Annotated in this window: 13 protein-coding genes; 5 read left to right on the forward strand and 8 right to left on the reverse strand. The window is 54.7% G+C overall.

Features of this window, described 5'->3' with window-relative positions; translation table 11 throughout:
• Positions 1 to 12: 12 nt before the first annotated feature.
• From HA43_RS09820 to HA43_RS09835, 4 genes are all read right to left on the reverse strand, one after another.
• Positions 13 to 1797 (reverse strand): EAL domain-containing protein, encoded by a 1785-nt coding sequence (locus HA43_RS09820; protein WP_244555227.1) that lies wholly within the window; start codon positions 1795 to 1797, stop codon positions 13 to 15.
• The gene (locus tag HA43_RS09825; protein WP_094111578.1) at positions 1791 to 3887 is read right to left on the reverse strand and encodes a putative bifunctional diguanylate cyclase/phosphodiesterase; all 2097 of its coding nucleotides are present in this window, start codon (positions 3885 to 3887) and stop codon (positions 1791 to 1793) included. Before HA43_RS09825 ends, HA43_RS09820 begins: the two co-directional genes overlap by 7 nt.
• A gap of 323 nt (positions 3888 to 4210) precedes the next feature.
• A complete protein-coding gene (locus HA43_RS09830) occupies positions 4211 to 4594 on the reverse strand; it encodes a lysozyme inhibitor LprI family protein (RefSeq protein WP_094111568.1) in 384 nt (127 codons plus the stop codon).
• Between the two features lie 70 nt (positions 4595 to 4664).
• On the reverse strand, positions 4665 to 5693 hold the full coding sequence (locus HA43_RS09835; protein WP_094111569.1) for a tyrosine-type recombinase/integrase: 1029 nt from the start codon (positions 5691 to 5693) through the stop codon (positions 4665 to 4667).
• A 587-nt stretch (positions 5694 to 6280) separates the two neighbouring features.
• Here HA43_RS09835 and relB point away from each other — a divergent pair.
• The 5 genes from relB to HA43_RS09860 all read left to right on the forward strand — a co-directional run bounded on the left by relB (position 6281) and on the right by HA43_RS09860 (position 10526).
• Positions 6281 to 6520 (forward strand): type II toxin-antitoxin system antitoxin RelB, encoded by a 240-nt coding sequence (gene relB, locus HA43_RS09840; RefSeq protein WP_065648009.1) that lies wholly within the window; start codon positions 6281 to 6283, stop codon positions 6518 to 6520.
• Complete coding sequence (relE, locus tag HA43_RS09845) at positions 6520 to 6807, forward strand: type II toxin-antitoxin system mRNA interferase RelE (protein ID WP_040113359.1); 288 nt, start codon at positions 6520 to 6522, stop codon at positions 6805 to 6807. The genes relB and relE overlap by 1 nt, the downstream gene beginning before the upstream one ends.
• A gap of 127 nt (positions 6808 to 6934) precedes the next feature.
• Positions 6935 to 7240 (forward strand): hypothetical protein, encoded by a 306-nt coding sequence (locus HA43_RS09850; RefSeq protein ID WP_065648010.1) that lies wholly within the window; start codon positions 6935 to 6937, stop codon positions 7238 to 7240.
• Between the two features lie 813 nt (positions 7241 to 8053).
• Positions 8054 to 8416 (forward strand): hypothetical protein, encoded by a 363-nt coding sequence (locus tag HA43_RS09855; protein ID WP_065648011.1) that lies wholly within the window; start codon positions 8054 to 8056, stop codon positions 8414 to 8416.
• A 49-nt stretch (positions 8417 to 8465) separates the two neighbouring features.
• The gene (locus tag HA43_RS09860) at positions 8466 to 10526 is read left to right on the forward strand and encodes a pyrroloquinoline quinone-dependent dehydrogenase (protein WP_211049734.1); all 2061 of its coding nucleotides are present in this window, start codon (positions 8466 to 8468) and stop codon (positions 10524 to 10526) included.
• Positions 10527 to 10583: 57 nt separating this feature from the next.
• Here the strand turns inward: HA43_RS09860 and HA43_RS09865 are convergent, their stop codons facing one another.
• From HA43_RS09865 to HA43_RS09880, 4 genes are all read right to left on the reverse strand, one after another.
• Positions 10584 to 11027: a DUF4174 domain-containing protein gene (locus tag HA43_RS09865; RefSeq protein WP_065648013.1), complete on the reverse strand. Its 444-nt coding sequence runs from the start codon at positions 11025 to 11027 to the stop codon at positions 10584 to 10586.
• 93 nt (positions 11028 to 11120) lie between these two features.
• Positions 11121 to 12674, reverse strand: a complete 1554-nt coding sequence (locus HA43_RS09870) for a GGDEF domain-containing protein (RefSeq protein WP_065648052.1) — start codon at positions 12672 to 12674, stop codon at positions 11121 to 11123.
• Positions 12675 to 12853: 179 nt separating this feature from the next.
• Positions 12854 to 13309: a hypothetical protein gene (locus HA43_RS09875; protein WP_065648014.1), complete on the reverse strand. Its 456-nt coding sequence runs from the start codon at positions 13307 to 13309 to the stop codon at positions 12854 to 12856.
• A gap of 30 nt (positions 13310 to 13339) precedes the next feature.
• Positions 13340 to 14272, reverse strand: a complete 933-nt coding sequence (locus tag HA43_RS09880; RefSeq protein WP_094111570.1) for an HpcH/HpaI aldolase/citrate lyase family protein — start codon at positions 14270 to 14272, stop codon at positions 13340 to 13342.

The raw sequence follows: 14272 nt of genomic DNA on the forward strand, positions 1-14272 counted from the left end.
TGCGCGGCTCACTCAGCGACACTGTTCACGCAGCTTCCACAGCAGCCACGCATCCAGTTCCCGATCGGCCATGGGCCTGGCGTAAAAGTATCCCTGCGCCTGATCGCAGCCATACTCCGTCAGGGTATCGACGGTTTCCGCATTCTCGACACCTTCTGCCAGTACCACATAGTCCAGCTCTTTCAGCATGCTGATAATGCTGCGGGCGATGATACGCGATGCCATATCTGAAGAGAGATCGCTGATCAGAGAGCGATCGAGCTTGATGACATCCAGCGGCATACGCCGCAGATAACTGATATTGCTGTAGCCGGTGCCAAAATCATCCAGCGAAATACCAAAGCCGCGCTGTTTCAGCCGCATCAGCCCGGCCATTGCCATCGGGCTCTCAATAATGCGTTCGGTTTCCAGACACTCAATACCCAGCAGAGAAGTCGGCAGGCGGTGGCGCTGCATTTGCTCCTCCAGCATGGCGGCAAACTCTTCACGCGCAAAATCGTTGAGGCTGACATTAACCGTGACGGGCAGCTGCGTACAGTGATTGCGCAGTCGCGCCATGCGCGCAATTGTCTGATCAATGACCCACGTGGTCATCGCCTGCAGCAGCTCGGTCTGCTCCGCCAGCGGGACGAATGCCACCGGAGAGAGCTCGCCATGAACCGGATGACGCCAGCGGATTAGCGCCTCCAGACCAATCGGCGCGCCGGTTTGCAGACATATTTTTGGCTGATAAACCAGATAAAGTCCGCCTTCGCTGCGCAGCGCGGCGGCGAACTCATGCATCAGGGTATAATCACGGCTGTGCTGCACCTCTGCCGATGCGCTGTAGGCTACGGAAGGCAGGTTACGTCCGATAGCTTCATGCAGCGCGCTGACCGCACGGCGCAGAATTTCACTGCCGCTAAAGCAGCCAGCGGTAAAATCTGCCTGACCGGTATGGGTGGTCAGCGCAACGGAAAGCCCTTCGCCTAAATCAGCGCTTATTCCTTCCATCCGCCCGGCAATCCACTCCGCGCTCAGGCGGCTGCTGGTGCGGGTGAGCAGCGCGAAACGCCCGGTTGCAACCGTATAAAGCAGTTCGCCCAGCGACGGGCGCAGGCGCAGCGGCAGCAGCGTGGCAACATCTTTCAGCAGGCTTTCCACCGGGCCGACGCCCATTGAGCGCGCCAGCTCCCAGGCGCGCGGCATATCGACACACTCAATCAGCACCAGACGCCGGGGCGTGATATCGCCAGACGTGGCAAGATGCTGCAGATCGCGGATCAGCCGCTGCCGGTTTGGCAGGCCGGTAACCGGGTCGGTAAAGCCCGCTGCGTGCCACGCTTCCAGGAAGGAGATCACCAGATTTGCCAGCAGCCGCAGCGTCTCCAGCTGCTCCGTACCGAAGGGGTGCGGCTCAACATCGGTGACGCAGAGGGTACCAAAGATAACCCCTTCGCGGTTTTTCAGCGGCACGCCCGCGTAAAAGCGGATCCAGGGCGAGCCGGTGACAAAACGATGCGTGACAAAGCGGGCGTCAAGCCAGGTATCCGGGATGACCATCGGGCTGTCATCATCAACCACATAGCGGCAGAGCGACTCTTCGCGGGTGGTCTGCTTCAGCGTAAAATTGCGCGCCGCACGGATATACTGGTCACGCTCATCCAGTACTGAAACAAAACATCCCGGGATCCCCAGCACCTGGCTGGCCAGCCGGGCAAATTTACCCAGTACTTCGTCACGACACTCATCCGGTTCGCGCAGCGCCTGCAGGGCACGACGGTGCAGACTCTCATCATCCGCAGAATCAATTAGCACAGAGCCTCCGCGCTGCCGGGCAGCAGCTGCTGAAAGGCGTCCGGACTCAGCGGTTCGCCCAGGGCATGCCCCTGAATCGTATTGCATTCAGCCTGGTTCACCAGCATTCGCTGCGCGCTGTTTTCTACTCCTTCAGCCAGCACCCTGAGCTGCAGACTCTTCCCCAGCGCCGCCAGCGCCCCGAACATCATGCGGATACGGCTGTTTTCAGTCAGCTGCGCCGTCAGTGACTTATCCAGCTTCAGGCCGTTGACAAATTCATGCTGCAGCAAACTGATGGCACCCAGCGCGCGGCCATAGTGATCGATAATAAAACTGGCGCCGGTTTGTCTGATTGCGTTCAGGCGCGCCGGCACTTCCTGTACCAGCGCTGTCAGCATTGACTCATCCACTTCCAGATCGACAAAACCGGCGTCGCTGCCGGTGAGTTCCCGCAGCAGTTTGTCCAGCCGGATATCATCCAGCTGGCGGGGAAACAGGTTAATGCTGACGCGCAGCGCCGGATGCCGCTGCCGCCACAGGATGACCTGCTGCAGCGCGCTGCGCAGCACCCATTCACCCAGCGTTATTGAGAGCGAACTTTTCATCAGCATGCCAATAAATGCCTCAGGCAGCAGCAGGCCGCGCGTCGGATGCTGCCAGCGCAGCAGTGCTTCACAGCCCGTAAGCACATGGCTTGTTGCATCAAACTGTGGCTGATAATAGAGCACAAACTGGTGCTGCCGCACGGCGACTTCCAGCTCGCGCTCAAAGCGACGTCGCTGCTGCTCCGCCTCCAGAAACGCGGGGACGAACTCTACGCTGCAGCCTTTACCGGCTGCTTTTGCCTGATAGAGTGCGAGATCGGCAGCAGACATCATCGCTGAGGCATCGCGACCATGCTGCGGCCAGGAAGCGATACCCAGACTGGCACCCACCACGACCGGCGTCTCCTGATAACTGAAGGGACTCTGCACCGCCTCTACCAGCTGTTGTGCGATCTGCTGCGCGGCCTGGCTATCTCCAGGCAGCAGAATCACGAACTCATCCCCGCCAAGCCGGGCAGCCATGATTGCCTGAGCGCAGACCGTGCGGATTTGTCCGGCGACGTGACACAGCAGCGCATCGCCCGCCGCATGCCCCAGCATATCGTTGACCTCTTTAAAGCCATCGAGGTCGACCATCAGCAGCGTGAACGGAACGTCCGCCCGCGTCAGCTGCTCCAGCTGATCCATAAATGCACTGCGGCTGGCCAGCCGCGTGAGCATATCGAGTGACGCGAGTTCACACAGCCGCGCTTCACTTTCATGACGTTCGGTGACATCGCGGATGATCATGCCAACCAGGCGCTCCTGATCTTCCTGCCAGCCAGAGAACGAGACCTCTGCCGGAAACGCCTGCCCGCTGCGTCGCCTTGCCCATATTTGCACCCGGCGCGGCTGTGAGATAGCTGACCGATCGGCCATCATGCGCGCCAGCTCCTGACGATAGGCGGTCTGCGAGCGTTCTGACACCAGATCCGCGACATATTCACCCAGCATCTCCTGCGCACTGTAGCCAAACAGCCGGGTCGCGGCAGGGTTCCAGAATATGACACCCTGCCGGATATCGGTGCAGATAATGGCATCAGAGGAGGTTGAAGAGATCGCCTCCAGCCGCTGCTGACTGCTGTGCCGCAGCAGCTCCAGACGATGCACCTCCAGCTGGTCCATAACCAGCGAGGCGATAGCGGCCAGATGCCGGCGATCGGTAGCATTCAGCGCGGCGCGCGGCTGCGTATCGATCAGGCAGACGGTGCCAATGCGGTGGTCATCAGGGGTAGTGAGCGGAATACCGGCATAGAAGCGAATATGGGGATACCCCAGCACCAGCGGATTCTGGCTGAAACGCGCATCCAGACGGGTGTCCGGCACGCAGAGTACATCGTCCTGTTCAAGGGTAAAATGACAAAACGCGACGCTGCGTGAGGTTTCGCAGATTGAGAGTCCGTGACGCGATTTAAAAAACTGCCGGTCACTGTCAATCAGCGAAATAAACGCCACCGGTACGCGAAACAGCCGCGCTGCCAGCATGGTAAGGCGGTCCAGCGCGTCAGAAGGTGGCGTATTCATCAGCTGATACTGTGCCAGCGCCTCAAGGCGTGCCGCTTCGGCGTCAGGTGTGGGTTGCAACGGCGATCCCCTGTTGTGAATGCTGTGGCCGGCTTGACACAGCAGAGTGGGGACACGTTCAGTCAGACAGATAGCCTGTCGCCGGAAGAAAGGTCCTGCATAGCTGACTGAGCTAATTAACTCAGTCAGGCAATTTTTTTGTCAGTACGCTGCCGATAGCAGCAAACAGGAGATGTATAGCGTCATATGCCTGTTGCTACATTATCGGCATAACAGACCAGAACTTCAGGCGGAATCTGTTTTCAACCGTAAGTAACTATTTCTTAACGCGGGCAGCTGAGATCGCCCTCTTCGCAGTTAAGCAGCGACTGCAACTCTTTGATTCGCTGCTCCGTTTTGTTCTGCAGACATTGCGATATCAGCATCGGATGAATTGAGCCGCCGTGCGTGGAGGAGGTCATAAAATCGCAGTCGGCATCGCGCCAGGCGATCCAGCGCCGCTGCGCAGTCTGAAGCAGCGTTTTCTGATCGCCGCTCATCCGCTTCAGTACCTGGCGATAGCTGCTGTTCAGTGCTTTATCAGCGACATTGTACGCATTTGCCGCACACTCATTCATTTCCATCTGTGTTTCAGCCTTGTCGCACTCTGCTGCCATTATGCCAGCGGCAGGCAGCATCAACAGCGCACCAAGTATGAACTTTTTCATCACGTTCTCTCCGTTTTATAGTGTCCTGATAGTGGCTCTGCAAGTGTAGTCAGCCATAGCGCTGAAAGTCTTATTGTGAAAAGTGGTTATCCATAAAATTAACCATCGCGCCGTCATGTGCATCGATGTGACGAATATAGCGCATGACCGTTTCCGGCTTTTTCCACGTTCCTTCCTGCATGATCTGCGCCGTACTGTATTTTTTCGCCGCCATATCGATAGCGGCCCCGACGCGGGTACTGTGACCACTCCAGCCGCGATAGCGATTTTTATTGGGGGCGGCGTCGTTGCCCGGCCCCGCCTGCTGCCAGGCGCGAACAAATATATCCTCCAGCGCGCGCGTTGACAGCGGCTTTGCACTCGCGACTGCGGCGCGGTTAGTACGATGAACCGGGCCGAAAAGATAAGCATCTGGCTCATTAATTAAGCCGGAGAGTTGCAGCCACGTCGTAAGCCGTTCTGAAGAGAGCTCCCCCAGTGCTTTAATCAGGCCGCCGGTCATCACAATAGTTTTGGTCCAGCCCACATCAAGGATAATGCGTCCGTCAGCCGCGCGCGTAATATCTCTGACGCGTAACCGGCCCACTTCACTGATACGCAGCAGCGTGGCGTAAGCAACGTGCAAAAAAGCGAGATCGCGCACCTGCTGAAGACGCTCTGAACCTGACCAGAGTCTGTCCAGCGTCAGCAAATCTGTTATGCGAAACGGTACCGCCTGACCCGCGCGCTCCCCCTGAATCACCGCAGTACGGTTGATCTTTTTAATGGCACGAAACACCTGCGGGGCGCTGTTAGGCGGCATCAGACCCGCGTTACGGTGTAACATTGAGATCAGCGCCGCGTGCGTTGCGATAGTGGAAGAGGCTCTGCCGCTGCTCTGCAGCCAGAGCAGATAATCCCGGAGGCAGGCAGGAGACATGGGTAAAAATGAGCGGCCATGCTCACTGGCCCAGCGGCTGCAGCTGCGCATCACGCTCAGCAGCTGACGCCACGTGTTGTCAGAAAAAGCATCTTTATCGCTGACAAACTCTTTCAGCCGCTGCGTTATGTCGTCATCGGCCGCAGTAATGAAGCCTGCAGCCGGGATGATTTCACTCATAATCACTCTTTCTGCTCAGATTAACGGCAACGCTACGCGATTTTTGCAGGGGATTACCTCCCGATAACCTGCAGAATCGACGTAGCGACGCCTGAATTTTGACCGATCGGGACGAATTCACAGAACCCAATCGAATGTATCTTTTGACGCTTATCTTAACGTGAACGGCACAAAGAAGATAACCTCATATAATGGGTATTATATGAATTTATAAAAACATCTCTGTTGCGCCGATATGCAGATTTAATTTGTCCGGGATCATGCATCAGGAAACCCAATCAAAAAGCGTGACGGTTATACGCTATATTTATCCTGTCGATGTTAACGCTAAGCTGTAATGTTCCCTGGCGATTTTCTGGGGAATTTCTCATGATCAAAGAGACAGTTACTGTTTTTACTAAGGTTATTTTAGATATTCGAAGAGCCCTCTCTTCGCACCAGTTGAACTGACAATGTCCGCTTCTGGCACAAAGCGGATTGTGATCAGCGTTCTTACAGCTATTTTTCTGACGTCCATCGTGACTTGCCCTAAGCATGTTGTAGTGCAATAATTGTAATGACATTTGTAATTACAAGAGGTGTAAGACATGGGTAGCATAAACCTGCGTATTGACGATGAACTTAAAGCGCGTTCTTACGCCGCGCTTGAAAAAATGGGTATTACTCCCTCTGAAGCGCTTCGCCTCATGCTTGAATATATCGCTGAAAATGAACGTTTGCCGTTCAAACAGACACTCCTTAGTGATGAAGACGCTGAACTCGTGGAGATAGTGAAAGAGCGTCTTCGCAATCCTAAGCCAGTACGCGTGACGCTGGATGAGCTCTGATGGCGTATTTACTGGATTTTGACGAGCGGGCACTAAAGGAATGGCGAAAGCTGGGCTCGACGGTACGTGAACAGTTGAAAAAGAAGTTGGCTGAAGTACTTGAGTCACCCCGGATTGAAGCGAACAAGCTCCGTGGTATGCCTGACTGTTACAAGATTAAGCTCCGGTCTTCAGGCTATCGCCTTGTATACCAGGTTATAGACGAGAAAGTTGTTGTCTTCGTGATTTCTGTTGGGAAAAGAGAACGCTCGGAAGTATATAGCGAGGCGGTCAAACGCATTCTCTGAATCAAAGCATGAAATCTCTGTTTCGCACCGAAGGTGACACTTCTGTTTTGCGTTGACAATTATCCTGTCGACGTGCTTCAGGGCGTAGTGAAAAAACAATCACCGATGCGATAAGAAGGAGTCTGTTATGGCTGAACCGGCATTTAATGGCGGTGAGTTACTTGAGTCTTTTGCCAATTCCCTGATGCATTCAGGCTATTTAACCCCTGAACTGAAGGCAAAGTTAATGCAGGAACGGGTGATCTATTTGCCTGTGCCCGACAACGATCGCATGCTGTTTGAAGTCAGGATAGATAGCCGCGACAGGCTTCACGTCTGTACTGTGCCTGTGAAAGTGAAACCGGAAGCGGCGGATAAATGCAGAATCAGGGCTTTTCTGAACCGCTCCAGAGCGGATACAACTCGTCCGGCAGGCTATAAATTTCCAAAATAATGCCATACGATATGAGCATATAAAATCTCTGATAAAGATTTTTATGCTCATGCTTTACATTATAATTAATTTATAAATAATATGTTTTCATCTGCAGGCATAGCTATCACCAGCCCTGATATTTAAAATAAATATATTTAACAAGTGAAACCGTGCATATATTATGTGATGTGTTATTAAAGAAAGCGTAAAGATATGAAATTGTTGTGAACTCATTACATGACAAATAATAACAAGTAACATTCAAATGAAGTTAAATTTATGTCATTGATTTTAGGCGTTTTATATAATCGAATTATTTAAACATCGACGATCTGTCTTTTTCCTTAGCCGCCACCAAATACTCCTGCAATCATTTAACGCCGCTAATTTAGAGCCTTTTCTTCGGAAATAGCACCTGTCATTGCGTGCCTGACGCTGCCCCATAAGCAACAGCATATGATATGCACGACAGCAATGCTGTTAGCCATTTAATAAAAAACAATGACTGCTATCATGCCATAATTTCAGGCCGGTTATCTTTATTTACTCCTGAATCAAATCAGGGCAATTAAGGGCGCGCAGCTTGTAAGAAAAAAATTAAAATATCCTGCATGGTGTATCTTGCATTAATTAAGCTAAGCCTCAGCGCTAATTTATCTCCTGTTTACCTGAGCACTTTATTTTCCTTCATCTATACTCAATGCGTTAGATAAACCAGCTGCTGGCTCCCGATCCGGCAGCGGCGCTATCTTTTTTTGCAGGCTATTGTGCTCAGCGTTGCGCACGGCCTGTGGGTTTACATGACGTCTTTCAACAGGGGGATCTCCTGCTATGTTGCATTCTCAATCTTCACGGCTGGGCAGCATATTGCTGCTCATCGCAGCCGTTATTGGCTTTGGCGTAGCGCTCTGGGCCTGGCTCACGCCGCTGACCGGCGTAACCGGCACCATCGGTGCACTCGGTGTGGCTATTGCCAGCGTGGTACTGGCGCTGCTGACTCTGCTGTTGCGCGGCAGCACCGGCGGCGCGCGCGTTTTCTGGATCGTTGTGACGCTGGCGGTGCTGTTTGGTATCGGCTTCTCCGCTGCGCTGCTGCACCAGTACATCATTACTGCAGCCATGGTGGTCGGCCTGATTGGGCTTATCGCGCTGAGTAAACAAACAGGGCGCCATGCCCAACGCGTCAGAGTCTGAGGAGTCACCTGTGCAAAACACTAACTATTCGCCGCTGATGAAAGTCAGTATGACGGCACTTGCGCTGCTGGTGAGTTCATTTTCACTGCACGCAGAAGATAAAGCCACCGAAGCGTCGATGGGCGCGCGTCAAAAACTGGATGTGGATGCTGCCGATCAGCAGGATGCGGGAACCACAAAAACCACCGATGATGCATCCACCGGCAAGCTTGATGGACAGAAAGTGGAATCCGCTGCTAACCCGGCTACACCACTGGTGCCGGCAGGCGCAACCTGGGACAGCTTTCACGGTCAGCTGAACGCACAGAAATATAGCCCGCTGAAGCAGATCACGACGGAAAACGTCAGCAAACTGAAGAAGATCTGGGAGTTTCATACCGGTGATGTCTCAGACGGAAAAGGGGATACGCCTGCCACGGTCTGGTCCGCTACGCCAATTTTTGCCAATGAGACTATTTACGTCGGCACGCCGTTCGATCGGTTAATTGCGCTCGATCCGGGTACCGGTAAAGAGAAGTGGCATTACGATACCAAATCACCGCGTAAAGCACTGACGCAACCGGTCCTGAAAAACCGCGGCGTGTCATACTGGCAGGCTAAAAATCCGGTAGCAGGCGAAGCATGTCAGAAGATTGTTTATATGGGCACCGTTGACGCTAAGCTCTGGGCGCTGGATGCCGACTCCGGCAAACCGTGCGAAAACTTTGCCAATAAAGGCGTGTTAGACATCGATCAGTGGAATACCGTTAACGCGAAGTATCCGCTCTCTATTCTGCAGCCGCCTACGGTTGTGGGCGATCATTTAATGATTGGCTGGGCAGGTAAAGACTGGGCATATGCAGAAGCCCCTCCAGGCACGGTCTTTACCGTAAACGCCCAGACCGGCAAGCTGGAATGGACCTTTGAAGCGATTCCGGAAAACGTTCGCGCCCGCACCGGTACCGCCAACGTCTGGACTCACATGTCAGCAGATGAGGCCAACGGTCTGGTCTATCTGCCTGTTTCATCCCCATCGCCTAACTACTGGGGCGGCAACCGCACGGAGTCTATTCCGCTGGGTACCTCAACGACCGCGCTGGATATCAAAACCGGTAAAGTTGTCTGGTCGCGCCAGTGGGTGCATCACGATGTGTGGGATTACGATATCAACTCTGCGCCGACGCTGATGGACATTACCGTAAATGGTAAGCAGATCCCGGCGCTGGTTCAGGCCACCAAGCAGGGCTTCCTGTTTGTGGTAAATCGCCTGACCGGTGAAGATGTCTGGCCAATTGAAGAGCGCCCGGTGCCGCAGGGCGATGGTTCAGTACAGGGTGAAAAACTGGCCCCTACGCAGCCTTTCCCGACCAAACCCGCTCCGCTGCTGGATCAGTCGAAAAAGCCGGCTATCTGGAAGCTGGCTGACATCGTAGGAGCAGGTCAGTGTTCCCGCCTGTGGGACAAGCTGAGCTACGATGGCATGTATTCGCCGCCTACAACCAAAGGCGAAGGTGTGCTGACCTATCCTGACAGCGCTGGCGGCGTACAGTGGGGTGGCGTGGCGTTCGATCCGCAGAAGCAGATCGCTATCGTCAACACCTCGCACATTGTGCAGTATATCAAGCTCTACAGCCGTGAAGATTATGAGAAAGCGGATAACGGCTCGGGCAATGAAAGCGGTTTTGCACCTCAGGAAGGTGCCCCGTATGGTCTGCGTCTGATGGTCGCAAACAACTGGCTGGGCATGCCGTGCTGGCAGCCGCCGTTTGGCGAAATCGTGGCGATCGATATGCATACCGGTGACGTGAAGTGGCGTCGTCCGGTCGGTGCTTCGCAGCAGTACGGCTTCTTTATGCCAGAAAGCTGGGGCTCACCGACGATTGGTGGTCCGGCAGTCACCGCAGGCGGCGTGATCTTTATCGGTGCCTCAATGGATGCCAAAGTCCGCGCCTACTCCGTGGACACAGGTGAAGAGCTGTGGGCCGATCAGGTAGAAGCACCTGCCGTTGCTAACCCGTCTGTCTATGAGTATAAAGGGCGTCAGTATGTCGCCTTTGTGGCGGGTGGTAATACGATTCTGAAAGATCAGGTCGGCGATCAGGTTGTGGTTTACGCCCTTCCGGAAGAGTGATCCTGCATATGCAGCGGTAAACAGAGCGGGGCCTGAGTGCCCCGCTTTTTTATTACGCTAATTCTGGCCTGCCTGACGCATCGGCATACGGTCAATCAGTAAGAGCAGGGCCTCCGCGCTTACCGGCCGGGTCTCGCGCAGTTTCATGCCACCATCTTTACCCACCAGCACAATTTCAAATCCGGCAGGATTAAGCTGCGCACGCAGCGCGCCGCCGTCCGCCGGGCGGACATCGCTCAGCACCACGATATCACGCTCCCTGAGCGCATCCTGCTGCTGTTGCAACAGCGCCATTTGCCGTATGAAATCCGTATCGCGGTCAGAAGGGGCGAAGATCACAAGCAGCCGCTTATGCCAGCGATAATTCTCCAGCGAATTCTGCGCTGGCTGCAGCGTCTGAAACAGCGGTTCTGGCTGGCGGGCAGCCTGCGCCGCACCGTTCAGCGCCAGGGTAAACAGCACAACGTTGAGGGTGAAGCGTAATCGCGATGCAGAAGGCATAAGCCGGCCCCTTTTTGGCAATAACAGGCTAAGTCTGGACAGAGCATTAACCACTTGCCAGAATCTGACGGTTCTTTACCTGGCTCAGCGCTGTCAGACCAGCCCGCACGCCCGATCGCGGCCGCTGCGTTTCGCCTGGTAAAGCGCCTGGTCCGCTTCGCGTCTGAGCTGTTCCGCTTCTGACGCTTCCCCGGCAGAGACCAGTGAATAGTAGCCTGCGCTCACGGTTACCACGCCTGCGGCGACCAGGCTGCTCTCATGGGCAATCCCCAGCTCTCTTACGGCCTTAACCGCCTGTCCGGCGACAATTTGCGCTTCTGAAAAGTCGGTGTTCGGCAGAATGATGGCGAACTCTTCGCCACCGTAGCGCGCCACAACGTCGCCATGATAATGCACGCAGCTCTTCAGGGCCTGCGCCACATCCTGCAGGCATTCATCGCCGGCAACGTGACCGTAAGTATCGTTATAATGCTTGAAACAGTCGACATCGATCATGATCAGCGCCACCGGATCGCCGCTTTTATATGACTTCAGCAGCACCTGGTCGAGCAGGGCGTCAAACTGTCGCCGGTTGGCCAGCCCGGTCAGACCATCCACCAGTGCCAGCGACTGCAGCGTATGGTTAATGCTGGTAAGTTCATCCCGCACAAAGGTCAGCTCAATCTGATTTCTGACGTTAGTTCCTACCTGGCGAAGCACCAGAAGCCCCATGCCGGCAATGGCAAACAGAAGCGTCAGGTTGAGCAGCAGATTAATCAGATTACCGATAAGCCACGCTTTGCGTATTGCGGCAAGGTCATACCCGGCGGTAACAATCAGCGGATAGCGCTCCAGACGCGCATAGCCGTAAACGCGCACGATGCCATCAAGAGAGGAGCGCCAGGTCGCGTTGCCGCTGGACGCAGATTTGAGTTCAGTTTTAAACAGCGGGCTGGCGGAGAGCATTCTGCCAATATAGGCGTCCGGGAAAGGGCGAATATAGAGGGCCGATGCGTCAGCAAGAATGAGGCCCAGCGTATCTTTATTGCCCAGCGCATAGTAGCTGTAATACTGGCGGAAATAGTCCACGCGCACCGTGGCGAGCGCCACACCGGCAAAGTTCCCCTGACTGTCGTTCAGGCGTACTGAAACCGGGATAACCAGATCGCCGGTAGAGCGGCTGCGGATAACGCGGCTGATAAGCAGATTGGTGTCATTGTGATTGCGGTGCCATAAAAAGTAGGCGCGATCAGCATTGCTGGCATTGGTCGGCACAAAGTTACCGGATGAGGCGATCCAGTGTCCGTCAGTATCATAGACAAACAGGCCATGTAGCTGCGGCAGTTTACTCTGCTGCTCTTTGAGCTGGTGCAAAAACGCCGGCGTCGCCGCGTACTCATTGCCGCGCTGACGCAACTGCCTGACCGCATCGGCTAAGGTGATCTCAACCTGCAGAAACGAATCTTCAGCATGTTTGGCCAGCGATACAGAGAGATTGCGCGCATCATCTTTCTTCTCACTTATGATCTGCTGCCAGGAGTTCCACAGCGACCAGGCGTTGATTGCCACCACAAACAGGCTAATCAATACCAGAAACAGCATCATGCTTTTTCCCAGCGAAGTTTTTAGCAGTGAAGAGCCTGAAGCGTTAAGTGAGTTTTTTCGCATAGAGTCGGGTTCTGAGCAGGCGGCAGAAATCAGGCAGGCATCATACATCAGCCACAATCTGTTCAGAAGTGGTTATCAATCTGGCGGGTAACTTGCTGTTCGCTTTTTCCTGTTTTCAGGCTGATTCAGGCCGGCTGATAAACGCCGGACTGTTCAGCAAATGGCCTGATTCCCGTGCGTTAAGACTTCTTGCCTCCCTTACCCAGATTCTGTTCAACCAGCCACTCAATCACCTGACTGCGATTGAGATTATGGCGGTTAGCGTAAAGCTGAATTTTACGTAATACCGACAGGCGCAGGGAGAGAGAAACCGACTTTTTGGCCTCTTTGTCGAGTATCACTGACGCAGAGAGATTCTGTCCTGCACCCGCGCTGTCATGTAACGCGAGACTTTCACGCATCATTTTAACGATTTTAGGCGTCAGCGATCCGGCGCCGGTCATCTGATAGTTACCGGCGGATTTATTAAACCTGATCTCTGCCTGATAGCTGGTGCGGATTTCACGTAAATCGCGCACAAACGTCGGTTCAGAGCACGCCATTTGCTGCAGTAAAAGCGCCTTTTCTACGGGTTTACCCGTGCTCAGCAAGGCGACCAGCTGATACTGTCTGTACTGTTTTGCGCTCAGAGGCATAGCACACCGTTAAAAGAGTAAAGATAGCGATCACTGACGCTGGGCGTAAACCGCGCCGGTATACGCGCTGACAATACCGCAGTGTGCAGACCGCTCCAGCATAGCAGCAGCCCAGTTGCGATGCGTGGCAGGTTCGCACATTGCGCCCTGCGATTTAAATACTGCCTGTTCTGAATTCATGATGCGCAGCGCATCTTCGTAGTCGCTCTGCTCCGCCATCAGACCGCGCTGAATGATCTCCAGCTGCGCCGGATGGATAGCCGTTTTCCCGACCAGCCCGTGCGCCACATCCAGCGCCAGCTCACGCTCCAGCAGCGCCACATCTTCGATGCGTTCACACACCGGGGCCGTTAGCGCAAACCCGCGCGACGCAAAGGTCGCCACCAGCATTTTCACCACGTAACCCAGCGGCCCCTCATAGAGCGTAAGGTGGCGCGAGCGCCGCAGTCCCAGAGCCGACATCAGGTCGTTGCCGCCAATGCGCAGAGCCAAGATACGCTCGCGGCACGGGTGCTGTTCCAGCAGGCTTGCCAGCTGTTGCATCGCGGTACTGTCAAAAACATCGCGCGTTTCCAGCGTCGGCATCAGCAGCAGCGACGTTGGCGCCAGCAGACGCCACCAGGAGAGTACGTTAGCCTGATTAAACTTCGGTAAAACAAACCCGTCGATACCAGACAATTCGCTATCGTGCAGCAATGCGGCAGCCATGGCTTCATCGCGCGGCCGGATAAACACCAGCGGCGGGGTATGCGTGGGGGTTTGCTGCTGAAGCTGGCGCAGTAAAGTCTGCAGGTTATCCCGCGCCAGAGTCACATCCCGCTCGCTGACGGCGTCCTCCAGGCAGATCACCAGCGAACGCAGCTGGGGGATCTTTCCATGCAGGATCACGTCAGCCAGATCGCCGCGGGTGGCAGGCATATAGAGCGTGGCACCCAGCATCCAGGGGGAGAGTGGCAGGCTCAT

Source organism: Pantoea eucrina (assembly GCF_002095385.1).
GTDB classification, from domain to species: domain Bacteria; phylum Pseudomonadota; class Gammaproteobacteria; order Enterobacterales; family Enterobacteriaceae; genus Pantoea; species Pantoea eucrina.

Excerpts from the sequence above, each read along its gene's own strand:
- HA43_RS09865 (WP_065648013.1), bottom strand. The coding sequence starts at position 11,027 with ATGCCTTCTGCATCGCGATTACGCTTCACCCTCAACGTTGTGCTGTTT.
- HA43_RS09880 (WP_094111570.1), bottom strand. The coding sequence starts at position 14,272 with ATGAGCCTGCCACTCTCCCCCTGGATGCTGGGTGCCACGCTCTATATG.
- relE (WP_040113359.1), top strand. The coding sequence starts at position 6,520 with ATGGCGTATTTACTGGATTTTGACGAGCGGGCACTAAAGGAATGGCGA.
- HA43_RS09835 (WP_094111569.1), bottom strand. The coding sequence starts at position 5,693 with ATGAGTGAAATCATCCCGGCTGCAGGCTTCATTACTGCGGCCGATGAC.
- HA43_RS09860 (WP_211049734.1), top strand. The coding sequence starts at position 8,466 with ATGACGGCACTTGCGCTGCTGGTGAGTTCATTTTCACTGCACGCAGAA.
- HA43_RS09830 (WP_094111568.1), bottom strand. The coding sequence starts at position 4,594 with ATGAAAAAGTTCATACTTGGTGCGCTGTTGATGCTGCCTGCCGCTGGC.
- HA43_RS09875 (WP_065648014.1), bottom strand. The coding sequence starts at position 13,309 with ATGCCTCTGAGCGCAAAACAGTACAGACAGTATCAGCTGGTCGCCTTG.
- HA43_RS09825 (WP_094111578.1), bottom strand. The coding sequence starts at position 3,887 with ATGAATACGCCACCTTCTGACGCGCTGGACCGCCTTACCATGCTGGCA.
- HA43_RS09855 (WP_065648011.1), top strand. The coding sequence starts at position 8,054 with ATGTTGCATTCTCAATCTTCACGGCTGGGCAGCATATTGCTGCTCATC.
- HA43_RS09850 (WP_065648010.1), top strand. The coding sequence starts at position 6,935 with ATGGCTGAACCGGCATTTAATGGCGGTGAGTTACTTGAGTCTTTTGCC.
- relB (WP_065648009.1), top strand. The coding sequence starts at position 6,281 with ATGGGTAGCATAAACCTGCGTATTGACGATGAACTTAAAGCGCGTTCT.
- HA43_RS09870 (WP_065648052.1), bottom strand. The coding sequence starts at position 12,674 with ATGCGAAAAAACTCACTTAACGCTTCAGGCTCTTCACTGCTAAAAACT.